We start from the raw sequence: 21,048 nt of genomic DNA on the forward strand, positions 1-21,048 counted from the left end.
GGTGGTGACGATCGATGCCCCTTTGACGTACGACCCGGCGGCGCGGGTTGCCGTTCGCCGGTAGCGATGCGGTCACGGTCCGGCCTCGGAACGGGAGAGGACGGGCGGTTTGAGAGAGTGGCCCCATGAACGCGGACACCACGGGACCCCACGTCGTCGTCGCCGGGGGCGGGATCACCGGCCTCGCCGCCGCCCACCGGCTGGCCCTCGCCGGCCACCGGGTGACCCTCCTCGAAGCGGACGGCCGGCTCGGCGGCAAGCTCCTCGCCGGGGAGATCGCGGGCGCGCCCGTGGACCTCGGTGCCGAGTCGCTGCTCGCCCGCCGCCCCGAGGCGGTCGCCCTCGCCCGCGCCGTCGGCCTCGGCGACCGGCTCCAGGCCCCCGCCACCACCACCGCGTCCGTCTGGTCCAGGGGCGAGCTCGTCCCCATGCCGAAGGGGCACGTCATGGGCGTCCCCGGCGACGCCCGCGCGGTCGAGGGCCTGCTCTCCGAGGAGGGCGTGCGCCGGGTCGCCGCCGACCCCGACCTGCCGCCCACCGGGATCGGGGACGACGTCGCCATCGGCGCGTACGTCGCCGCCCGCATGGGCCACGAGGTGGTCGACCGCCTCGTGGAACCCCTCCTCGGCGGGGTGTACGCCGGGGACGCCCACCGCATCTCCATGAAGGCCGCCGTCCCCGCCCTCTTCGAGGCCGCCCGCGAGCACCCCGCGCTCACCGACGCCGTCCGCGCCGTCCAGCGGGCCGGCGCCGCCGTTCCGGCCGACGCGGCGGGCGCCGCCACCGGCCTCGGCGGCTCCGTCTTCGCCGGTGTCGAGGGCGGCGTCGGCACCCTGCCCGGCGCGGTCGCCGACGCGGTCCGCGCCGCCGGCGGCGAGATCGTCCCGAACGCCCCCGTGACGGCCCTGCGCCGCACCGGGGCCACCGGCTGGCAGGTCGTGGCCGGCGACCGGGTCCTCACCGCCGACGCCGTCGTCCTCGCCACCCCGGCCGGGCCCGCCGCCGCCCTCCTCGCGGAGCACGCCCCCGCCGCCGCGCGCGAGCTCGGCGCGATCGAGTACGCCTCCATGGCCCTGGTCACCCTCGCGTTCCGCCGCTCGGACGTCTCCCTCCCGGCCGGCTCCGGCTTCCTCGTGCCCCCCGTCGACGGCCGCACGATCAAGGCCTCCACCTTCTCCTCGCAGAAGTGGCGGTGGGTGGCCGACGCCGCCCCCGACCTGTTCGTGCTCCGCACCTCCGTCGGCCGCCACGGCGAGGAGGAGCAGCTGCGCCGCGAGGACGCCGACCTCGTCGGCGCCTCCCTCGAGGACCTCGCCGCCGCCGTCGGCCTCGGCGCCCGCCCGGTCGCCACCACGGTCACCCGCTGGACCGGCGGCCTGCCCCAGTACCCGGTCGGCCACCTCGCCCGCGTCGCCCGCGCCCGCGAGGCCGTCGCCGCCCTGCCCGGACTGCGGATCGCGGGCGCCGCGTACGACGGCGTCGGCGTCCCCGCCTGCATCGCCTCGGCGCACCGCGCGGCCGACGCGATCGCGGCCGGGCTCACCGGCGGAGCCGCCGGTTCCGGCGACGAGATCATCGCCACGCCGGAAACGGCGGCCCCCGGTGCGGGGCACTCCTCGTGACGGGCGAGAATAGGCGCATGAGTGCGCCCGAAAAGATCCCGAACGCCGGTAAGAAGGCGAAGGACCTCAACGAGGTCATCCGCTACACCCTGTGGTCCGTCTTCAAGCTGCGCGACGCCCTGCCCGAGGACCGGAGCGGCTACGCCGACGAGGTCCAGGAGCTGTTCGACCGGCTCGCGGCCGAGGACGTCACGATCCGCGGCACGTACGACCTGTCCGGTCTGCGCGCCGACGCCGACGTCATGATCTGGTGGCACGCCGAGACGAGCGACGAGCTCCAGGAGGCGTACAACCTCTTCCGCCGTACCCGCCTGGGCCGCGCCCTGGAGCCGGTCTGGTCGAACATGGCGCTGCACCGCCCGGCCGAGTTCAACAAGTCGCACATCCCGGCCTTCCTGGCCGACGAGAACCCGCGCGACTACGTCTCGGTCTACCCCTTCGTCCGCTCGTACGACTGGTACCTGCTGCCGGACGAGGACCGTCGCCGGATGCTCGCCGACCACGGCAAGATGGCCCGCGGCTACCCGGACGTCCGTGCCAACACGGTCGCCTCCTTCTCGCTCGGCGACTACGAGTGGATCCTCGCCTTCGAGGCCGACGAGCTGCACCGCATCGTGGACCTCATGCGCCACCTGCGCGCCTCCGAGGCGCGGATGCACGTCCGCGAGGAGGTCCCGTTCTACACCGGTCGCCGCAAGAGCGTCGCCGACCTGGTGGCGGGCCTGGCCTGACGGCCGTACGAAAACCTGGTGGCGGTCCGGCTCCCGGCCGGGCGCGCCATCCCCCGACCCGGAAGATCAGACGGCCGGCGGAAACCATCCGCCCGCCGCTCCAGCGACACCGGGTCCGGCTCCTGGTGCGGCGCGCGTCACGCGCGCCGCACCGGCGTCATTTCCGGGCCTCTTCCGGGCGGCACGGGCGGTACGGGCGGTCAGCTGCTGGAGCTCGAACACGAACTGGAGCTGGAGCTCGAACACGAGCTGGAGCTCCCGCCGCAGCTCGACCCCCCTCCCGAGCAGGACCCGGAGGACCCGGGGCCGGAGGAGCAGGAACCGGAGGAGCACGAGCCCGACGAGCAGGAGCCCCGGCCGCCCCCGTCCCCTCCGCCGCACGAGCCGGAGTCCGCGCACCACACGGTGACCACGCCGAGCGCGTCCGCGCCCGAGGGGGACGAGGAGGAGCGGTGGTGCGGGAACGGCCCCGAACGCCCGCCGCGGCCGGGCCTCCGCGGCCCGTTGACGCGGGCCGCGGCGAGAAGCTGCTCCCGGAGTACGGGGTCGGGCAGCGCCCGCAGTCCGTGCAGGGCCACGAGGCGGCCCGCGTCCGCGAGGTGCCCCCGCTCGCGGACGTACCCGGCGAGCGCCTGCCGGCCGGCCGGGGTGATCCGCCCGGTGGAGGCCGAACCGCAGACGGCGGCCGCGACGCCCATCGCGAACAGCGCCGGGACCACCTTGAAGGTGAACGGCACCGAGAACCCGTCGCTCATGGCGAAGCCGGCGATCGTGAAGAAGAACGAGACCGGGAACAGGACGAACGCCGCGAGGCCGACCACGACGCACCACCGGTTCGTGACGCGCCGCACCGCCGGGTCCACGAGCAGCCCGCGCTCCGCGAGCCCGTCGCCGATCTCCTGCACCGCAGGGTGCCGCATCACGGCGAACCGCAGGTGGTGCAGGGCCCCGTGCGGGGCGGCGGCGTGCTCCTGGAGCACCGCGCGCTCCACCAGGTCGCGCGCGGTGGGACGGACGACGGCCACGATGCCGGGCCCGCCGACCGCGATCCGGCCGTCCGCGTGGAGGGCCGCGAGGGCGCTGTCGGCGACCCGGGCGGGCCCGCCGTTGAGGAAGGCGGCCTCGTACCGGTCGTGGACCGGCCCGCCCGAACCGCGGCGGGACCGGACCACCCGGGTGACCAGGACGGCGACGGCGACGGCGGCCACGAGGTAGTACAGGGCGATCAGGGGGCCCATGGTCATCTCCGTACGAGTGCGTGGCGGACGGCCCGGACGAGCCGCGCGGCGGGGCCCGGCGGGCGACTGCCGGAACGGTCCTGCCACCACCGGGTGAGCAGGCGGTGCGCGGCCGGGTCCTCCGGGCGCCCGGCGAGCAGCAGGTGCTCGGCGAAGTCGAGCGCGTCCCGGCGGTAGCCGCCGCTCATGGGACGGGACCTGGCGTACGCGAGGAAGGCGGGCCGGAACTCCCGGCCCAGGATCCCCGGCAGCTCCGGCGCGACCTTGGCGACCACACCGGCCCGCTTGGCGGCGAGTGCCCGGCCCTGCACCCCGATCCGCCGGCTGTCGAACCCCTCGGGCACGGGCGTCCCGGCGACGAGCGCCGAGAGCAGCGAGGCCTGCGCGAGCCCGAGCCGCTGCCGCGCGCCTTCGACGGAACCGGAGCCGGAACCGGAGCCGGAGGCGGAGCCCGAACCAGAGCCGGAACCGGAGGCTGCCCCGGACCGCTGCCGCGCGCCCTCGTCCCCGCTCCCGCTCCCGCCACGCACGGGTGCGACCGCCTCCGGCACCGGGAGGGCCGCGTCCGGGACGGCGGGCATCGGCCCGCCGGAGACGCGGGCACCGGCGCCGATGAGCAGCGGCCGACCGGCAGGCTTCCCCGCCGCCGCGCCACGCCGGACGGGCGCCCCGGCCGATGCTCCGGTCACCGATGCCCTGGTCACCGATGCCCCGGCCACCGACGTCCCGGTCACCGACGCGCCCGCCAGCGTCGCCCGGATCACGGCCAGTTCCTCCGCCAGCTCCTCCGCCGGAGGGAAGTCGTCGTCCCGCTCCAGGAGGACCCCGGGCGGCGAGACCCGGGACGCCAGGTCGGCGAGGACGTCGAGGACCGGACGGGGCACCGGATGGGCGTGCGTGTCGTGCCAGACGCCGTCCCGCTCGACGCCGCCCGCCACGTGCACGTACGCGATGGCCTCGACGGGCAGCTCGGACAGGGCGCGGGCCGGGTCCTCGCCGCGGTTGACGCGGTTGGTGTGCAGGTTGGCGACGTCGATGAGGAGCCGTACCCCGGTGCGCTCCACCAGCTCCGCGAGGAACTGCCCCTCCGTCATCTCCTCGCCCGGCCAGGAGATCAGGGCGGCGATGTTCTCCAGGGCGAGCGGCACGGGCAGCGCGTCCTGCGCGATGCGCACGTTCTCGCAGAGCACGTCGAGGGCGTCGCGGGTGCGGGGCACGGGGAGCAGGTGGCCCGCCTCCAGCGCCGGGGACGCCGTGAGCGTCCCCCCGGCCCGTACGAACGCGATGTGCTCCGTGACCAGCGGCGCTCCCAGCGCCACCGCCTTCTCGCCGAGCGCCGCGAGCCGCGCGGGGTCGGGCCGGTCCGCGCCGCCGAGCCCCAGCGACACGCCGTGCGGCACGACCGTGACGCCGCGCCGCCGCAGCCGGGCCAGGGAGTCGGGCAGGTGGTCCGCGCAGATGTTCTCCGCGACGACCTCCACCCAGTCCACCCCGGCCAGCCCCTCCACCGCCTCCGCGATCTCGGGACGCCAGCCGATGCCGATGCCGAGTTCCGTCATGTCCCCCTCCTTCGGTCCTCAGTTCCCCAGTGATGGCCCACGCGGGGACGTCCGAACCCCGGGAGGGGGACGTTCAGAGCTTCATTTGAGGTTTCGGGGCCCGGAGCCTCCGGCGGCCGTCTCAGTGGGTCCGGGGGAACGCCGACACCACCGTGGCCGAGCCCGGGGCGATCTCGGTGAAGCCCGCGTCGCGGACGACCGGGAGGCCGCTCGTGGCGAGGGCGGGCCAGTCGGCGGCCGGGGCGGTGCGGACGGCGAGGGGGAAGCCCGCCTCGCGCCAGGCCGTGCGGCCGGCCTCCGGCATGGCCCACCAGAGCAGCTGGGCGCCGTGGCCCGCCTGGGCCATCGACTTGCCGGCCGACATGGCGAGGTCGGGGTTGAACCAGAGGACCGCCGCCCCCTCCGGCACGGGGCCGGGGGCGGCCGGGTCGTCCAGGTCGGTGCCCGAGACCTGGAGGCGGGCCAGGTCCTTGGGCCAGCCGTCGAGCGGGACCGGCGGGAAGACCCGTACCTCCGCCTCCGCGCCGGTGACCGTGATGCCCGGGAGCGCGCACGCCCGCCGCCACTCGGCGCCGCGCGCCCGGCGCACCACCTTGCGGATCCGGGCGTCCTGCCAGTCGCTCACGGCCCGTGCCCACTCGCCCTCGCCGGTGGAGCGCCCGTCGGTCAGGATCTCCAGGACGGCCCGCGCCGCGGTCTCCAGGGCGTCGGTACGGGCCGGGGGCGCGTCGCGCTCGATCCGCACCACCAGGGGGAGGACGAACTGCGGCTTCTCGTCGCGGGAACCGGTCTCATCGCTGCTCACCGGGCAAGTCTGCCACCGGCGCCGTGACGAGCGGTTTTGTGGAGACCGCCGCCTCCACGCCAGGATGCCCCCATGAGGAGCGACCTTTCCGCCAGGGGGCGGTCCGCCCGGGGGAACGGCCGGTTGAGGCTGGAGAAGGTCGGACGCCGGTACGGTGTGCGGGGGCCGTGGGCGCTGCGCGGGATCGACCTCGACCTGCCCGCCGCCGCCCTCGTCCGGGTCACCGGCGCCAACGGCACCGGCAAGTCCACCCTGCTCCGGCTGCTCGCCGGCATCGACGCGCCCACCGAGGGGCGCGTCACCGGACGGCCCGCCCGCACCGCGTACGTCCCCGAACGCTTCCCCGCCGCCCTGCCGTTCACCGCCCTCGGCTACCTGGTCCATCTCGGCCGCGTCCAGGGCCTCGGCCGGGCGGCCGCCCGGGCCCGCGCGGGGGAGTGGCTGGAGCGCCTCGGGGCCGGTGGGCACGCCCGCACCGGGCTCGCGGAGCTCTCCAAGGGCACCAGCCAGAAGGTCGCCGTCGCGCAGGCGTTCCTCGCCGATCCGGCCCTCCTCGTCCTCGACGAGGCCTGGACCGGCCTCGACGCCGGAGCCCGCGCCGTGCTCGACGCCGCCGTCCGCGCACGCGTCGCGGCGGGCGCGACGGTCGTCTTCGTCGACCACGACCCGCGCCGGCTGCGGGGCGAGGCGAGCGCGGTGTACGCGGTGGAGGCGGGACGGGTACGGCCGGGGCGGGAGACCGCGGCGGAGCCGTCCGGGGCCCGCGTGCTGATCACCGTCTCCGGCGGGTCCGCGCTCCCCGGCCGGCTGCCGGGAGACCCGGCCGTCGCGCCCGGACCCGACGGCACCACCGTCCTCACCGTGGACGCGGCCCACTCCGACGCCCTCCTCGGAGCGCTCCTCGCGGCCTCCTGGCACGTCCACCGGCTCCGTACGGCGAAGACCGGTGTCCCCGGAGTCCCCGGCATCCCCGAAGGAGGCGTACGGATATGACCGCGCTGCTCCGTTACCAGTCGGGCCTCCTCTTCCGCTCCCAGCGGTGGCTCGCGCCGCTCCTCCTGTACGCGGTCTTCATCGGCGTCGGCGTCCGGGCGGCCGAACCGGTGCTCGACGCGCTCGGGTTCACCGCCGCCGCCCTGCTCCCGGTGACGGCCTGGACGGTACGGATCTGCCTCACCCAGGAGCCGCCCGCCGCGCGGAACGCGGTCGCGGCCGCCGCCGGCCGGAACCGCGCCCACCTCGCGGCGTTCCTCGCCGGGACCGCCTGGCCGCTGTTGCCCGGCACGGCCGCCGTCCTCCTCGTGACGCTCGTGAGCGACCGGCGCGGGATCGCCGCCCCCGCCGCGGCCGTCACCGGGCTCCTCGCCGCACTGGCCTGCGCCCTCACGGGCGCCGCCGTGGGCGCGCTGGCCTCCCGGCCCTTCCTCAAGGCCTCCGGCTGGTCCCTCTCGGCCCTGGTCCTCGGCTCCCTCCTCGCCTTCGTGGTCACCGGTTCCCCGGCGAAGCACGCCATGACGGCCCTGACCGCCGGGGCCCGCACGGCGACCGCCGTCCCGCCCTGGCCCGCCTTCGCGGGCGCCCTGCTCCTCGCGGCGACGGCGGCGCTCCTCTCCTGCCGTGCCACGGCGCGCCTGGAGTGAGCACGCCCGGAGTGAGCACGCCTTCAGGGAGCGCGCCGGGAGTACGCTCGGACGTATGACCGAGTCCACGCACGTCTCCGCGTCGTACTGCACCCCCGAGCCCGCCCCGGGGCCCGAGCCGGCCGCCGAGGGGCCCTTCGCCGCCTGCGTGCTGTGCCGGGAGCCGACCGAGTACCCGGAGTCGGCCAAGGGCATCACGCTCTGCCCGGTGTGCGAGTGGCAGGAGGCCCAGCGCACGGCCTGCTCGGGCTGAGATCCCTCAGCCCCTCATCAGCTCCGAGACCTTCACGAAGCGGTAGCCGCGGGCCCGCAGTTCCGGGACGATCCGGCGGACCGCCCGCTCGGTGGCGGGCGCGGCGCTCCGCGTGCAGTGCAGGACCACGAGCGAGCCGGGCTCGACGCCGTCGAGCACCTGCTCGGCGACCGCGTCCGCGTCCTTCGCGAAGGCGTCCCCGCCGACCACGTCCCACTGGACCGCCGTCACCCCGGCTGGACCGAGGGCGCGCAGGGCCGCGTCGTCGTAGCAGCCGCCGGGGAAGCGGAAGTACGGGACGACGTTGAGGGCTCCCGCGTCCCGGAAGGCGTCGAAGGCGCGCCGCACGTCCGCCGCCATGTCGGGCCCGGCGACGGCGGGCAGGCCGTAGCAGGGGGAGGCGAAGGCGTGGTGGCTGTACGAGTGGTTGGCGATCTCGAAGAGCGGGTCGCTCCCGATGGACCGGGCCTGGTCCGGGTACTCCTCGGCCCAGCGGCCCGTCATGAAGACGGTCGCGTCCACCTTCAGGCGGCGCAGGGTCGCGATGAGCTCCGGGTTGTCGAACCGCTCGCCGCGCGCGGCCCTGGGGCCCTGGTCCGCCGTCATGTCGGCGTCGAAGGTGAGCGCCACGACCTTCTCGGCGCTCCGCGGGGAGGCCGCGGCCCGGCGCGTGTAGACGGGCGTGAGTCCGTCGGGTCCGGGCGCCATGGTCGGCGCGGCGGCGGGCCCGGCGCCGGGCTTGGGGCGGGCGGCGGCGGTCGTGCTCGCCCGGGGGGCGGGGGTGTCGACGGCTGCCGGCGCGTGCGCGGCCTCCGGGACGGCCCCCCCGCCGCAGCCGGTGAGGGTGGCGCCCAGAAGACCGAGCACCGCCACTTTTCGTACATAAATGTTCACAACCGGAAGTTATCTGATCAGATGGTTTTCGGACGGTTTATCGCTCGCGACTCGACAGGAGCAGCACCCGGGTCCACGCGCTGAGCCGGCGCACCATCGCCTGGGCGTGCGCGGCCCGCTCGCGGCGGAAGGGGAGGACGGCCGGGGCGGGCAGGAAGGCGAGCGTCACGAGGAGCAGGGGGACGGTCGCGACGAGGACGATCAGGGCGCGCTGGGCCCGGCGGAGGGTGAGCATCGGATTCCTTCGGCAGGAGGTGGACGAGTCCTCACCGTCGGCCGGGTCGGGTACGTGGCGAAAGCCGCAACCGTTGCCGGTGCGGTGTCAACGGGGCCGGGGGAGGAGCACCATGACCGGAGTGGCGCGTACGCGGGGCGGACCGGCGGAGGTCGAGCGGGGCGGGATCGCCGAAGTCGCGGCCCTCGGCAACGAGTTGACCGGCCTCTTCGACAGACTGGGCATTCACGCGGACCCAGTACGCGTACCGCGTCCACCTCGACAAGTCCGCCGTCTCCCGTTATCTGAGCGGCCGGAGGCCGGCGCCCCAGGAGTTCGTCGACCGGCTGGTCAGGGAGGTCGAGGAGCACGTCGGCGCGCCCCTCCGGCCGGAGGCCAGGGAGGCGATCCGGAGCCGGCGCCTGGAGGCGCTGCGGGCCTGCAACCCGGCGGAGTACGAGCTGGAGGCGCTACGGGGCGAGCTGGCCCGCTCGCGGCGGGACGCGGAGCGGGTGAACCGCAACATCGAGGCCCTGCACGTGCTCCTGGAGCACAAGGAGTCCGAGGTCCGCGCCGTGGCCGACGACCTCACCCGCCTCCGCCTGGACTGGGGCGCCGAGCGCACCGCCCTCGCCCGCACCCAGGAGGAGCTGCGCTCCGAGGTCGCCCGGCTCCGCGAGGACCTGGCCGGCGCGGAACGGCTGCGCCTGGACGCCGAGCGGCGGGGGGAGGAACTGCGGGGGACGGTGCCGCGCCTTGAGGAGGAGCTGGCGCGGCGGCGCCCGGCGGGCGGGCCGGGGAAACTGCCCCTGGACGGGTTCCAGCGGCAGATCGTCGCGATGACGGAGGCCGAGGACTTCGCGGAGGTGGCGCGGGAGCTGACCGAGGCGGCGTGGTCGCGTCCGCTGGACGAGGTGGCGGAGCTGCTGCGGTGGCTGGAGGGGAGCGACGGCGTCGGGACGATGGCGGCGATGTTCGCCACGAACGTCGCGCGGCTGCGCCCCCTGGAGGACGTACTCGCCTTCGCTCCCGAGGTGAGGAGGCGGGGAGGGGCCGGGCTCCGGCTGGAGTGGCGGGCCGTGGTCGCCGCGCGGATCACCGAGCACAACGCGGCCGCCGTCTACCTGGGGCTCCGGGACGAGGAGACCCCCTCCGACTCCGAGGGCGACCGCGTACTGGCCATGGCGCTGAGCCGGACGCGGAGCGACACGGAAGCCGCCTCCCTCGTGTCGGCCGCGCTGGCCGGCACCGCCCACCCCGCGCGGTTGACGCGCGTGACGGACTTGCTCGTCCGGGGGCGGACGGGCGACCCGCTGGGCCTGAAGGTCCTGCTCCGGCTCGCCGAGCGGGGCAGGTTCGACGTGGCGGCCGCCGTCCTCGCCGTCGCCGTCGGCGAGACGTCGGAACCGTTCGACGGCGGGGACGGGGGCGCGCGGCTCGGCCGGCGGGTCCGGGAGCTCGACGGCGCGCGGATCGGCGTCCTGTTCGATCTGGTGACGTGGCTGGACGACACGGAGGTCATGACGCTCTTCGCCGCGCGACTGCTCCACGCCGACGACGACGCCCTGCTCCACCGCCTGTTCCGGACGATGGAGGAGCAGAAGCGCCTGGACCTCCTCGGCCTCCGGATGTCCGCCGGGCTGCGGCGTGCCCTCACCGACCGGCGCCGCTCACGACGCCAGTAGCCTCTTCCGGCTCTCCTCCACGTCGAAGTCGCCCGGCGGGTACTTCGGGTCCAGCGCCTCCAGGTGTTCCAGGAGCAGCTTGCTGATCGCCCAGTTCCGGTACCACTTGCGGTCCGCCGGGACCACGTACCACGGTGCCGCGTCCGTCCCGCAGCGCTCCAGGGCCAGTTCGTAGGCCTTGCGGTAGTCCGGCCACAGGGCCCGTTCCTCGATGTCGCCCGTGGAGAACTTCCAGTGCTTGTCGGGGTCGTCGAGGCGGGCGAGGAGACGGGCGCGCTGCTCCTCGTACGAGAGGTGGAGGAAGACCTTGACCACCGTCACGCCGTCGTCCGCGAGGGCCTTCTCGAAGTGGTTGATCTGCCGGTAGCGGCGCTTGATCTCGGAGCCGGAGACCAGGGCGTGGACGCGCGGGACGAGGACGTCCTCGTAGTGCGAGCGGTCGAAGATGCCGATCTCGCCCGGCAGGGGCAGCGCCTTCTCGATCCGCCAGAGGAAGGGGTGCTCCTTCTCCTCCGTCGTGGGGGCCTTGAAGGCGCGCACCCGGCAGCCCGACGGGCTGAGGAAGCCGATCACGTGCTTGACCGTGCCGCCCTTGCCGCTGGTGTCCATGCCCTGGAGGACCAGGAGCAGCCTGCGCCGGTCCCCGGCGGTGCTCGACGCGTACAGGCGCTCCTGGAGGTCGGCGAGGCGCGGCCCCAGGGCGGCGGTGGCGGTCGTCCCGGCCGCCTTGTCGGCGGGGCCGGCCGGGATGCCCCGGGCGTCGTACGAGGTGAGGTCGACCGGCTCGCCCACGGGGACGCGCAGGACGTCCCGCAGGACCGGCTCCCGAGGCTCCTCCCGCCGCTTCTTCCCCTCGTTCTTCTTCGGCATCTCGCGCTCCTTCCGCAGTCCCGCCCTCCTTCCCCCGATCCTCCGCCGCAAGCGGGCCGTCCGCGACCTCCGGGGACGGGTCAGCGGTGCCAGGGGCCCGTCACCGCGAAGGTCGTCCCCGGCGTGTAACAGTTGACGTACATCGTGCTGCGGTCCGGGGAGAAGGTGACCCCGGCGAACTCGCCCCACTCGGGCTCCTCGGACGTGCCGCCCGCCGCGGCAGCGGCCGACGTCAACGCCTGCGCGTTCCGCGCGACCGGATAGACCTCGCCCCGCTCGCTCACCCCGAAGACGTGCTGCGCGCCCCCGCCGTCCTCGCTGACCATCAGGCCGCCGGTCGGCGCCAGACAGATGTTGTCGGGCGACTCGCCCGGCAGCCGGACGTCGGTGCTCGGGCCGAAGACCACGACGAGGGTGAGCCGGCGCCGGTGCGGCTCGTACTTCCACACCTGGCCGAAGTGGGTCGCCCCCGAGCCGTCCCCGGTCCGCGCGAACGACGACACGAAGTAGACGGCCCGCCCGCCCCAGTAGCAGCCCTCCAGCTTCTGCGCGTGCGTGATCCCCCTGGGGCCGAAGTCCTGGAACCTGATGGGCGTTCCGGCCGCGAGCGGGTCCGGTACGGGAACCCACTCGACGCCCTCGAAGCGGGCGCCGGTCTCCTGGACCACGGAGAGGTCGGGGACGTCCGGCACCCGCATCGCCTCCAGGGCGCCGCCCGCGCGCAGCGAGCCCGTGCCGCCGAGCGGCTTGCGGGGGAGGAAGCGGTAGAAGAGCCCGAAGGGGCGGTCGAAGGCGTCCTCCGTCTCGTACACGATGCCGCTGCGCGGGTCGACGGCGACGGCCTCGTGCTGGAAGCGGCCCATGGCGGTGAGCGGGACGGCCCCGGTGCGGCGCGGGTCGGCGCCGTCGACCTCGAAGACGAAGCCGTGGTCCTTGGTGTAGCCGTTCGTGCCCGCCTTGTCCTCGGTCTCCTCGCAGGTCAGCCAGGTGTTCCAGGGCGTGGGCCCGCCCGCGCAGTTGACGGCCGTGCCCGCGACGGCGACCCGTTCGCCGAGGACGCCGTTCCGGCCGTCGAGCTCCAGGGCCGTACAGCCGCCCTTGGCCGCCGGGTCGTACGTGAGGCCGGGAACGGTCGGGACGCCGATCTTCCCGGTGGCCTTGTTCTCGTGGTTGCGGACCAGGTGCACCCGGCCCCGGTGGCCGGGGAAGGCGCCCATGCCGTCGTGGTTGCTCGGGACGGGTCCTTCACCGGAGCGGAGCGGGTCGCCCTGTCGGGAGAGGACCTTGTAGCGGAAGCCGGCCGGCAGGTCGAGGAGGCCGTCGGGGTCGGGGACCAGGGGGCCGTAGCCGCTCCGGGGCGGACGGTCGCCGGGGGCCGCCCAGGCACTCCCGGCGAAGAGTTCGGAGAGGGCGCCGGTGAAGGCGATCCCGGCGACGGACGCACCGGTGCGGGACAGGATCTGACGTCGTGTTGCGGACATGGGCAACGGCCTCCCCTGGAGGTACCCCCATGCCGAAGGCCATGGGGGAGGACGGGATGTGACGCTCCGTCGTGTCACGTGTCGCCTGTGTGACGTGCGACCCGCACGTGTGTATCACGCGCTCCGGTGGCGCGTGAACCGTGCGGGCCGCAACCGTCCGGTGTGGCGCGGTTTCTGACCTGGAGTCAGGCGCGGAGTCAGCCCAGCTCGGCGGTGAGGGTGATGGTCGTGCCCGACAGCGCCTGGCTGACCGGGCAGTTCTTCTTCGCGTCCTCCGCCGCCGCCCGGAAGCCGTCCTCGTCCAGGCCGGGGACGTCGCCGCGCACGGTCAGGTGGATGCCGGTGATGCCCTCGCCCGGCTGGAAGGTGACGTCGGCCTTGGTCTCCAGGCGGGCGGGCGGGGTGCCCGCGCCGGCCAGGCCGTGGGAGAGGGCCATCGAGAAGCAGGACGAGTGCGCGGCCGCGATCAGCTCCTCGGGGCTGGTCCTGCCGTTCGGCTCCTCCGACCGGGAGGGCCAGGAGACGTCGAACTGTCCGACGCCGGAGGAGTCGAGGGAGACGACGCCGGAGCCCCGGAGGAGGTCGCCCTCCCAGACGGTGTGGGCGTGACGCACGGTGGCCATGGTGGATCCCTTTCGATCGATCGGGTACGGCCCCCAAGCTACTGCGCGACGAGTCCCTTCGCGTCGCGGGCGAGCGCGGTGAGCCGCGAGATCGCCCGGAAGTACTTCTTGCGGTATCCGCCGTTCAGCATCTCCTCGCTGAACAGGCGGTCGAAGGGGAGGCCGGAGGCGAGGACCGGTATCTCGCGGTCGTAGAGCCGGTCGGCCAGGACGACCAGCCGCAGCGCGGTCGACTGGTCGGGCACGGGCCGCACGTCGGTCAGGCAGACGGCGGTGAGGTCGTCGGTCAGGGCGCCGTACCGGCTGGGGTGCACCCTGGCCAGGTGTTCGAGCAGGTGCGGGAAGTCGTCCAGGGAGGCGCCCGGCGTGGCGTACGCGGTCTCGGTGACGACCTGGTCGGAGTACGGCGCGGGGGCCTCGGGCAGGCCGCGGTGGCGGTAGTCCTCGCCGTCGATCCGCAGCGGCCGGAAGTGGGCGGAGAGGCCCTGGATCTCGCGCAGGAAGTCGGCGGCGGCGAAGCGGCCCTCGCCGAGCTTGCCCGGCAGCGTGTTGGAGGTGGCGGCGAGCGCCACGCCCGACTCGACCAGCTTGCCGAGGAGGCTGGAGACGAGGACGGTGTCGCCCGGGTCGTCCAGCTCGAACTCGTCGATGCACAGGAGCCGGTGCCCGCTCAGGGTCTTCACGGTCTGCTGGAAGCCGAGCGCGCCGACCAGGTTCGTCAGCTCCACGAAGGTGCCGAAGGCCTTCAGGGCGGGGTCGGCGGGGGTCGCGTGCCAGAGCGAGGCGAGCAGGTGGGTCTTGCCGACGCCGTAGCCGCCGTCCAGGTAGACCCCGCGCGGCCCGGTGGGGGCGGCGGGCTTCCGCGCGAACCAGCGGCGCTTCCCGGCGCCGGAGGCGTGCGCCCCGCCCAGGCCCTCGGCGAAGCCGCTCAGGACCTCGACGGCCTGCGTCTGGCTGGGCTGGTTCGGGTCCGGGATGTACGTGTCGAAGCGCACGGAGTCGAAGCGCGGCGGCGGCGCCATCTCCGCCACCAGGCGCTCGGCGGGGACGTGGGGCTCTCGGGAGCAGAGCGAGAGCGGGGCCGCGGAGGAGGGGGCGGCTTCGGTGAGGGCACGGGTCGACACAGTTCCCCACTGTAAGCGCCGTGTCAGACTGCCTGGATGCGACGCCTGTTTCCTGTGACGGACATGACAGCCGGACCGGCCGCGCCGACCGCACCCGCCGGACCGGCCCCCGATGCCGGGGACGGCGACTGGTCCCTCGACGCGCTCGCCGACGCCTACGCCTATCCGGAGGGCGACGGCCCCTGGCTGCGGGCCAACATGGTCTCCTCGCTCGACGGCGCAGGCCAGCACGGGGGGCGCTCCCAGCCGCTCTCCTCCGAGACCGACATGAGGATCTTCGGGACCCTGCGCGGGCTCGCGGACGTGATCGTGGTGGGCGCGGAGACCGTACGCCTGGAGGGGTACCGCCCCGCCCGGGCGCGGGAGGCCTTCGCGGAGCGCCGGGCCGCCGCCGGACAGGGCCCGGCCCCCGTGATCGCCGTCGTCACCGGCTCCCTCGACCTGGACTTCTCGCTGCCGCTCTTCACCGCGCCGCTGGTGCCGACCCTGGTCCTGACCGGGAGCGCGGCGCCCGCCGAGCGGGTCCGGGCGGCCCGGGAGGCGGGGGCGGAGGTGCTGTTCGCGGGCGACGGGACCCGGGTGGACCCCGTCCTCGCGCTCGCGGCCCTGACCGGGCGCGGCCTGCGGCGCCAGTTGACCGAGGGCGGCCCCCGGCTGCTCGGCCAGTTCGTGGCGGCGGGGGTCCTGGACGAGCTGTGCCTGACGATCTCGCCGACCATGACGGCGGGCGACGCCCAGCGGATCGCCGGAGGCCCCCCGGTGGCCGTCCCGACACGCTTCAGGGTGGCTTCCGTCCTGGAGCGGGACGGCTTCCTCTTCACCCGCTACCTTCGGTCCTGAGAAAAGCGGAATTAGCAGTTCCGCTTACCGTCCGCTGGGCACACTTACTGTCGCAGACCCCGTGCGAACACGGGGAAGGATGGTTTCCGCAGAAGGGCTCCTGAGGTGTTCACAAGCGTTCTGATGATCGAGAAGCCCCTGACGTCCGTCGACGTGGAATTCGTCACCACGCTGCACGGCGACGAGGGCGTGTCCTTCATCGTCCTGATGCAGCCGCGCGGTGACCAGGCCGATGTACTGCTGCGTGCCATCGACGACGTCGCCATGGGCGAACTGAAGGAAGCGGCCCGCGAGGGCGAGGAGCCGGAGGGCAGGGAGGCCCGGCCGCCTGCCGAACAGGCACTGGAGCACTCGCTCCGGGCCCTGAGGGACGCCGGCTGCGAGGCGGTCGGCCAGGTGGTCGAGGACCACCCGCTCGACAAGATGAAGGCGGTCGTGGAGGAGGCGGGCGCGGACGAGGTCATCGTCCTGACCGCACCGCACTACGTGGAGGAGTTCTTCCACCGGGACTGGGCCTCCCGGGCCCGCCACAAGGTCGGCGTCCCCGTCCTGAAGCTCTTCGCGCACAGCGTGTGACCGGGCGGTGACGGCGGCCGGGCCCGCGCTCCGTGCAGGGGGCGCGGGCCGGGCCGTGCCCCGCCGGGCGCGTACGACGGGAACCACTAGGGTGGATTCCACGCGTTGTGCAGCGCGTACGCAATACCCAGACACGAGACACACCCGGGGAGAGATCCGCATGGCACCCGCCATTCCCGCCGCCATGGAACGGCCGCACTTCATCGGCATCGGCGGTGCCGGAATGTCGGGCATCGCGAAGATCCTCGCCCAGCGCGGCGCCAAGGTCGCCGGCAGCGACGCCAAGGAGTCCGCGACCGCCGAGGCCCTGCGCGCCCTCGGCGTCACCGTGCACATCGGCCACGCCGCCGAGCACCTGGCCGACGACGCCTCCGCCGTCGTCGTCTCCAGCGCCATCCGCGCCGACAACCCCGAGCTGGCCCGCGCCGCCGAGCTCGGCATCCCGGTCGTGCACCGCTCCGACGCGCTCGCCTCCCTCATGGACGGCCTGCGCGCGATCGCGGTCGCCGGTACGCACGGCAAGACGACGACCACCTCGATGCTGGCCGTCGCCCTCGGTCACCTCGGCCTGGACCCCTCGTACGCCATCGGCGGCGACCTGGCGGGCCCCGGCACCAACGCGCGGCACGGCGACGGCGAGGTCTTCGTCGCCGAGGCCGACGAGAGCGACCGCAGCTTCCAGAAGTACGACCCCGAGGTCGCGATCGTCCTCAACGTCGAGCTGGACCACCACGCGAACTACGCCTCCATGGACGAGATCTACGAGTCCTTCGAGGCCTTCACCGCCAAGATCCGCCCCGGTGGCACCCTCGTCGTGGGCGAGCACGCCGGCGCGCGCGAGCTGGCCCGCCGGGTCGCGGACCGCGAGGGCCTGGAGGTCGTCACGGTCGGCGAGTCCGAGGACTCCGACGCCCGCATCCTGAAGATCGTCCCGAACGGCATGAGGAGCGAGGTGACCGTCGCCCTCGACGGCGCCGAGCACACCTTCACCGTCTCGGTCCCCGGCCGCCACTACGCCCACAACGCGGCCGCCGCCCTCGCCGCCGGCGCCCGCGTCGGCATCGACCCGGCCGAGCTGGCCCGGGCCCTCACCGCCTACACCGGCGTCGGCCGCCGCCTCCAGCTCAAGGGCGAGGCGAAGGGCGTGCAGGTCATCGACTCGTACGCGCACCACCCCACCGAGATGACCGCCGACCTGGAGGCCATGCGGGGCGCCGCCGGGGACGCCCGGCTGCTCGTCGTCTTCCAGCCGCACCTGTTCTCCCGCACCCAGGAGCTGGGCGAGGAGATGGGCGAGGCGCTGGCCCTCGCGGACGCCTCCGTCGTCCTCGACATCTACCCGGCCCGCGAGGACCCGATCCCGGGCGTCACCAGCGAGCTGATCGTCGAGGCCGCCCGGAAGGCCGGCGCCGACGTGACGCCCGTCCACAACAAGGGCGCCGTGCCCGAGATCGTCGAGGGAATGGCGGGCCCCGGCGATCTCGTTCTCACCATGGGGGCGGGCGACGTCACGGACCTCGGCCCGCGCATCCTGGACCACCTGTCGAAGTAGCGCGAAGCGGAAGCGGCGCGGAGCAGAGGGAGCGAGCCCATGGCGTACGACGTCGAGAAGCCGGACGAGCAGTGGCGTGCGGAGCTGACCCCGGCGGAGTACCAGGTGCTGCGCCGGGCGGGCACCGAGCCCGCCTTCCGCGGCGAGTACACCGACACCACCACCCGGGGCGTCTACTCCTGCCGGGCATGCGGCGCGGAGCTGTTCACCTCGAACCAGAAGTTCTCCTCGCACTGCGGCTGGCCGTCCTTCTACGACCCGAAGGACTCCGACGCGGTCGAGCTGGTCGAGGACCGCTCCCACGGCATGGTCCGCACCGAGGTCCGCTGCTCGCGCTGCGGATCGCACCTGGGCCACGTCTTCGAGGGCGAGGGCTACCCGACCCCGACGGACCAGCGGTACTGCATCAACTCGATCTCGCTGCGCCTGGAGCCGACGGAGGGCTGACGGCGACGTCCCGGGACCGAGGGGCGGGGCAGGACGGTTTCGACCGTCCCGCCCCGCCCCTCCGCCGTTTCGGAACGCCCCCGGCACACGTGCGCGCGGATCACACGTGCGCGCGGATCACATGTGCAAGCGTCGGGAACGATCGCCTGGTCGATGAGTCGCAACAGGCGAGCGCTATGTGAATCCTCTAAATGTGAAGTACCCAATGGTTGTTTAGTCCGTTTTTGTCTATCGATAGGTCACTAACTAGGGGTTCCTGCTGAGGATCCGTGTGGATCGAGCGGGCGACTTCTCGTAAATTTTTCAGGCAATTATTTCGCAACTGCGAACGGTCCGCTCTGGGGTGCGACGCACGCCGTGACGAGGGTCCTCTCACCGTCCACCGAGCCGTCGAGGCAGAGCCGGCCGCCCTTGTCGCGCAGGTCGAGGGCGAACGTCGTGGCCGTGCCCGACCGCCGGAGCCCGTGGATGCGCTCGTCGACGTAGCCGAGGTCGTTCAGCACCTTCCTGACCTTCTCCGGAGTGGGGTCCGCCAGCTCCCAGACCGCCCGGCTGATGCGCTCCTCGTGCAGGGCGCTCGCACACCAGTCGCGGGCGTTCAGCTCCACCTCGGGGCCCGAGGTGGGAGCGGGTGCGGCCGCGTCGCCCGGGGGCTTCTCCACGGGGCCCGGCGCGGGGCACGACCGCGCCACCCGATCGAGCATCGCGGTGAACGCCGTGGCGGTCGGAGCGGCGGAAGGTCCGGCCTGCACGCTTGCCGCACCGCCCTGGGGGGACCCGCAGGCCACGAGCGCCAGCGAGGCGAGCGCAGCTGCCGCGAGAGCGCTCCCCGGGCGGGTGAACAGGGGCTTCGGAGAAGGGGTTTCCGTCATGCCGACAGTCTGTGACGGGTGCTCAGTGCGCACATGAGTACGCGTACTCAATCGGCTCCGCACGCGCGGCGGCGACCGCCGGGGGCACTTCACTGGTGCAAGCGGACGAGCCCGGCCGGCCGCGGCGGAAGCACCTTGTGCAGGTGATCGACGGCTGCCTAATGTCCGCAGCGATCACCAACGATCACCCATCAGGAACGACACGAGGGGGGAACTCGTGCGCAGAATTGCGCTTCCTGCCATCGCCGCGCTGTCCATGGCGCTGCTCCTGCCGCAGCAGTCCGTGGCGCTCGCACCCGCCGCCCAGCCGCAGGCCGCCGCCCAGCCGCAGGCCGCGGCGGAGGTCCCGGACCAGCCGCTGGCCGAGGGCACGCTGTCCACGATCGGCCCCGGTCAGTACTCGACCGCGGACAAGACCTTCGAGGTCGCCGAGCACGACGTGGACACCGCCCTCATCGGGCGCCGGCACACCGTCGCCGCGCAGCCCGACGGCGGCCTCGCCAGGCCCGAGTCCGCGCCCGCCACCCGCCCCGAGATGGGCGTCTTCGGCCCCAGCTGGGAGGCCGAGTTCGTCGGCGGCCAGCTCAACCGGAAGCTGGAGCAGCAGGGCGACAAGATCGTCGTCACCGACCTCGGCGTCGACGAGAAGATCACGTACGCCCTCAAGTCGAGCATCGACTACCCGGACGGCGGCAGCCTCAAGAAGTACGCGACCGCCGACGGCTCCCAGGTCACGGCGACCTCCCGGTGGAACGACGCCACCGGCACCCTGGTGACGTCCGTCGTCGAGGTGCTCGGCGTGGACCTCACCGCCGTCGCCGCGGGCGACGACGCCTTCACCGACGCCGCCGGCAACCCGATCCCGGCCGCGGACCTCAAGCCCACCTACAAGTGGCAGCAGGCCGCCACCGGCACCGACAAGTGGCGCGTCACCAGCGTCGGCAACAACGTCTACGCCACCACGGTCCAGTACGACTCCAAGGGCCGCATCTCCAAGATCACGACCCCCGCCGCCGGCGAGCGGCCCGCCACGTCCACCTCGGTCGCCTACGCGACCGCGACCACGGCCGCCGGCGGCTCCTTCGGCGACTACACGGGCCGCGTCAAGCAGATCACCGTCACCGAGGGGGCCACCACGCAGACCCTCGCCCGGTACGCCTACGACTCCTCCGGCCTGCTGCGCACGGTCACCGACCCGAGCGAGGCCGCCGAGCCGCGGGCCACCTACGGCTACGACGCCTCCCAGCGCCTCGCCGACATCGCCTCGCCGACCAACGGCAGCTGGGACCTGACCTTCCCGGCCGCTTCCGCGGCCCCGACCGCCGTCCTCGACGGCGAGGCCGTCCCGACCCCCGGCACGCCGGTCGAGGGCGACGCCCCGGGCGACGGCACGGGCACCACCACCCCGCCGCCCGCCTCGGACTTCCCCGGCGGTGAGATCACCGACCCGACGTCCTACCCGGCGAAGTGCAGCTGGGTGCGGCACTGGCTGTACTACTGGAAGTCCGGCTGCACCTCCAAGGTGGCGCACTACGGCTGGCGCTCGCCCCAGTGGAAGAAGACCCCCACGGGTTACTGGGTGCGCGGCATCAACCACGACCACTGCACCACGGCGCCCGACAAGCCGCTCGGCTACAACTTCATCCCCGCCTGCGACATGCACGACTACGGGTACGGCCTGATCGGCAACTCGTACAAGGGCTACAGGTACTACCTGTCGCGCAACAAGGGCCTGTCCGTGGACGCCGTCTTCTACAGCACGCTCTACAGCAAGACCTGCTCCGCCTACTTCTTCAAGAGCACCTGCCGCTCCCTCGCCAACACGTACTTCGGGGCGGTGACGGTCTTCGGCCGGGCGAAGAACGGCGCGAAGGCGACCTGACGCCGGGCACGGACCCCTGACGTCCCCCGGGCACGGACCCCTGAAGTCCTCCGGCACGGACCTCTGACGTCCCCCGACACGGACCCCTGACGGACCGCGTCCCCCGGTCGAGAAGGGCCGGGCGGCACAGCACCGCCGCC

General features: G+C 74.1%; 21 protein-coding genes. 11 read left to right on the plus strand and 10 right to left on the minus strand.

What is annotated here, in order from left to right; all coding sequences use genetic code 11:
• The first annotated feature begins 125 nt into the window (after positions 1 to 125).
• Complete coding sequence (gene hemG, locus OO47_RS01140) at positions 126 to 1,622, plus strand: protoporphyrinogen oxidase (RefSeq protein ID WP_030211666.1); 1,497 nt, start codon at positions 126 to 128, stop codon at positions 1,620 to 1,622.
• A gap of 17 nt (positions 1,623 to 1,639) precedes the next feature.
• Entirely contained in the window at positions 1,640 to 2,353 is a 714-nt protein-coding gene (gene hemQ, locus OO47_RS01145; protein WP_030211673.1) for a hydrogen peroxide-dependent heme synthase, read from the plus strand.
• A gap of 200 nt (positions 2,354 to 2,553) precedes the next feature.
• On the opposite strand, the gene OO47_RS01150 is transcribed toward hemQ, so the two are convergent.
• The 3 genes from OO47_RS01150 to OO47_RS01160 form a co-directional block, all read right to left on the minus strand.
• The gene (locus OO47_RS01150) at positions 2,554 to 3,591 is read right to left on the minus strand and encodes a TIGR04222 domain-containing membrane protein (RefSeq protein ID WP_051715805.1); all 1,038 of its coding nucleotides are present in this window, start codon (positions 3,589 to 3,591) and stop codon (positions 2,554 to 2,556) included.
• Positions 3,592 to 3,593: 2 nt separating this feature from the next.
• Positions 3,594 to 5,150, minus strand: a complete 1,557-nt coding sequence (locus OO47_RS01155) for a DUF692 domain-containing protein (RefSeq protein WP_030211675.1) — start codon at positions 5,148 to 5,150, stop codon at positions 3,594 to 3,596.
• Positions 5,151 to 5,271: 121 nt separating this feature from the next.
• Complete coding sequence (locus OO47_RS01160; protein ID WP_030211676.1) at positions 5,272 to 5,955, minus strand: peptidyl-tRNA hydrolase; 684 nt, start codon at positions 5,953 to 5,955, stop codon at positions 5,272 to 5,274.
• 123 nt (positions 5,956 to 6,078) lie between these two features.
• Here OO47_RS01160 and OO47_RS37145 point away from each other — a divergent pair, with 123 nt between their 5' ends.
• From OO47_RS37145 to OO47_RS01175, 3 genes are read left to right on the plus strand one after another with little or no spacing between them, the layout of a single operon-like run.
• On the plus strand, positions 6,079 to 6,948 hold the full coding sequence (locus tag OO47_RS37145; protein WP_030211677.1) for an ABC transporter ATP-binding protein: 870 nt from the start codon (positions 6,079 to 6,081) through the stop codon (positions 6,946 to 6,948).
• The gene (locus tag OO47_RS37150; RefSeq protein ID WP_030211678.1) at positions 6,945 to 7,595 is read left to right on the plus strand and encodes a hypothetical protein; all 651 of its coding nucleotides are present in this window, start codon (positions 6,945 to 6,947) and stop codon (positions 7,593 to 7,595) included. The genes OO47_RS37145 and OO47_RS37150 overlap by 4 nt, the downstream gene beginning before the upstream one ends.
• A 55-nt stretch (positions 7,596 to 7,650) precedes the next feature.
• Positions 7,651 to 7,848 carry a hypothetical protein gene (locus tag OO47_RS01175; RefSeq protein ID WP_030211680.1) on the plus strand — a complete coding sequence of 66 codons (198 nt, stop codon included), beginning with the start codon at positions 7,651 to 7,653 and terminating at the stop codon, positions 7,846 to 7,848.
• Positions 7,849 to 7,854: 6 nt separating this feature from the next.
• Here OO47_RS01175 and OO47_RS01180 read toward each other — a convergent pair whose 3' ends face one another.
• Positions 7,855 to 8,721, minus strand: a complete 867-nt coding sequence (locus tag OO47_RS01180) for a polysaccharide deacetylase family protein (protein WP_030211683.1) — start codon at positions 8,719 to 8,721, stop codon at positions 7,855 to 7,857.
• A 58-nt stretch (positions 8,722 to 8,779) separates the two neighbouring features.
• Positions 8,780 to 8,977: a hypothetical protein gene (locus OO47_RS01185; protein WP_030211685.1), complete on the minus strand. Its 198-nt coding sequence runs from the start codon at positions 8,975 to 8,977 to the stop codon at positions 8,780 to 8,782.
• A 491-nt stretch (positions 8,978 to 9,468) separates the two neighbouring features.
• Here OO47_RS01185 and OO47_RS01190 point away from each other — a divergent pair, with 491 nt between their 5' ends.
• On the plus strand, positions 9,469 to 10,641 hold the full coding sequence (locus tag OO47_RS01190) for a hypothetical protein (protein ID WP_030211687.1): 1,173 nt from the start codon (positions 9,469 to 9,471) through the stop codon (positions 10,639 to 10,641).
• Here OO47_RS01190 and OO47_RS01195 read toward each other — a convergent pair.
• From OO47_RS01195 to zapE, 4 genes are all read right to left on the minus strand, one after another.
• The gene (locus OO47_RS01195) at positions 10,627 to 11,511 is read right to left on the minus strand and encodes a PPK2 family polyphosphate kinase (protein ID WP_030211689.1); all 885 of its coding nucleotides are present in this window, start codon (positions 11,509 to 11,511) and stop codon (positions 10,627 to 10,629) included. The two genes, OO47_RS01190 and OO47_RS01195, sit on opposite strands and share 15 nt — an antisense overlap.
• A gap of 80 nt (positions 11,512 to 11,591) precedes the next feature.
• Positions 11,592 to 12,992, minus strand: a complete 1,401-nt coding sequence (locus OO47_RS01200; RefSeq protein ID WP_030211691.1) for an alkaline phosphatase PhoX — start codon at positions 12,990 to 12,992, stop codon at positions 11,592 to 11,594.
• 197 nt (positions 12,993 to 13,189) lie between these two features.
• Positions 13,190 to 13,615 carry an OsmC family protein gene (locus OO47_RS01205; protein WP_030211693.1) on the minus strand — a complete coding sequence of 142 codons (426 nt, stop codon included), beginning with the start codon at positions 13,613 to 13,615 and terminating at the stop codon, positions 13,190 to 13,192.
• Positions 13,616 to 13,653: 38 nt separating this feature from the next.
• Complete coding sequence (gene zapE / locus OO47_RS01210; RefSeq protein WP_030211695.1) at positions 13,654 to 14,739, minus strand: cell division protein ZapE; 1,086 nt, start codon at positions 14,737 to 14,739, stop codon at positions 13,654 to 13,656.
• A 36-nt stretch (positions 14,740 to 14,775) separates the two neighbouring features.
• Here zapE and OO47_RS01215 point away from each other — a divergent pair, with 36 nt between their 5' ends.
• The 4 genes from OO47_RS01215 (at position 14,776) to msrB (ending at position 18,154) form a co-directional block, all read left to right on the plus strand.
• On the plus strand, positions 14,776 to 15,579 hold the full coding sequence (locus OO47_RS01215) for a pyrimidine reductase family protein (protein WP_030211697.1): 804 nt from the start codon (positions 14,776 to 14,778) through the stop codon (positions 15,577 to 15,579).
• A gap of 105 nt (positions 15,580 to 15,684) precedes the next feature.
• Positions 15,685 to 16,155 (plus strand): hypothetical protein, encoded by a 471-nt coding sequence (locus tag OO47_RS01220; RefSeq protein WP_033207563.1) that lies wholly within the window; start codon positions 15,685 to 15,687, stop codon positions 16,153 to 16,155.
• A 160-nt stretch (positions 16,156 to 16,315) separates the two neighbouring features.
• Positions 16,316 to 17,707, plus strand: a complete 1,392-nt coding sequence (gene murC, locus OO47_RS01225) for a UDP-N-acetylmuramate--L-alanine ligase (RefSeq protein ID WP_030211701.1) — start codon at positions 16,316 to 16,318, stop codon at positions 17,705 to 17,707.
• Between the two features lie 39 nt (positions 17,708 to 17,746).
• Entirely contained in the window at positions 17,747 to 18,154 is a 408-nt protein-coding gene (msrB, locus tag OO47_RS01230; RefSeq protein WP_030211703.1) for a peptide-methionine (R)-S-oxide reductase MsrB, read from the plus strand.
• Between the two features lie 311 nt (positions 18,155 to 18,465).
• On the opposite strand, the gene OO47_RS37555 is transcribed toward msrB, so the two are convergent.
• Positions 18,466 to 19,026: a hypothetical protein gene (locus tag OO47_RS37555; RefSeq protein WP_063831866.1), complete on the minus strand. Its 561-nt coding sequence runs from the start codon at positions 19,024 to 19,026 to the stop codon at positions 18,466 to 18,468.
• Between the two features lie 217 nt (positions 19,027 to 19,243).
• Between OO47_RS37555 and OO47_RS38360 the strand changes: the two genes are divergently transcribed.
• On the plus strand, positions 19,244 to 20,908 hold the full coding sequence (locus OO47_RS38360) for a phospholipase A2 (protein ID WP_033207565.1): 1,665 nt from the start codon (positions 19,244 to 19,246) through the stop codon (positions 20,906 to 20,908).
• Positions 20,909 to 21,048 lie beyond the last annotated feature (140 nt).

This window comes from Streptomyces bikiniensis, from assembly GCF_000716625.1.
Lineage (GTDB): Bacteria > Actinomycetota > Actinomycetes > Streptomycetales > Streptomycetaceae > Streptomyces > Streptomyces bikiniensis.

What these genes read in the sequence shown, in the direction of transcription:
- hemG (WP_030211666.1), top strand. Translation starts at nt 126, where the DNA reads ATGAACGCGGACACCACGGGACCCCACGTCGTCGTCGCCGGGGGCGGG.
- hemQ (WP_030211673.1), top strand. Translation starts at nt 1,640, where the DNA reads ATGAGTGCGCCCGAAAAGATCCCGAACGCCGGTAAGAAGGCGAAGGAC.
- OO47_RS01150 (WP_051715805.1), bottom strand. Translation starts at nt 3,591, where the DNA reads ATGGGCCCCCTGATCGCCCTGTACTACCTCGTGGCCGCCGTCGCCGTC.
- OO47_RS01155 (WP_030211675.1), bottom strand. Translation starts at nt 5,150, where the DNA reads ATGACGGAACTCGGCATCGGCATCGGCTGGCGTCCCGAGATCGCGGAG.
- OO47_RS37150 (WP_030211678.1), top strand. Translation starts at nt 6,945, where the DNA reads ATGACCGCGCTGCTCCGTTACCAGTCGGGCCTCCTCTTCCGCTCCCAG.
- OO47_RS01175 (WP_030211680.1), top strand. Translation starts at nt 7,651, where the DNA reads ATGACCGAGTCCACGCACGTCTCCGCGTCGTACTGCACCCCCGAGCCC.
- OO47_RS01185 (WP_030211685.1), bottom strand. Translation starts at nt 8,977, where the DNA reads ATGCTCACCCTCCGCCGGGCCCAGCGCGCCCTGATCGTCCTCGTCGCG.
- OO47_RS01195 (WP_030211689.1), bottom strand. Translation starts at nt 11,511, where the DNA reads ATGCCGAAGAAGAACGAGGGGAAGAAGCGGCGGGAGGAGCCTCGGGAG.
- OO47_RS01200 (WP_030211691.1), bottom strand. Translation starts at nt 12,992, where the DNA reads ATGTCCGCAACACGACGTCAGATCCTGTCCCGCACCGGTGCGTCCGTC.
- OO47_RS01205 (WP_030211693.1), bottom strand. Translation starts at nt 13,615, where the DNA reads ATGGCCACCGTGCGTCACGCCCACACCGTCTGGGAGGGCGACCTCCTC.
- OO47_RS01215 (WP_030211697.1), top strand. Translation starts at nt 14,776, where the DNA reads ATGCGACGCCTGTTTCCTGTGACGGACATGACAGCCGGACCGGCCGCG.
- murC (WP_030211701.1), top strand. Translation starts at nt 16,316, where the DNA reads ATGGCACCCGCCATTCCCGCCGCCATGGAACGGCCGCACTTCATCGGC.
- msrB (WP_030211703.1), top strand. Translation starts at nt 17,747, where the DNA reads ATGGCGTACGACGTCGAGAAGCCGGACGAGCAGTGGCGTGCGGAGCTG.
- OO47_RS37555 (WP_063831866.1), bottom strand. Translation starts at nt 19,026, where the DNA reads ATGACGGAAACCCCTTCTCCGAAGCCCCTGTTCACCCGCCCGGGGAGC.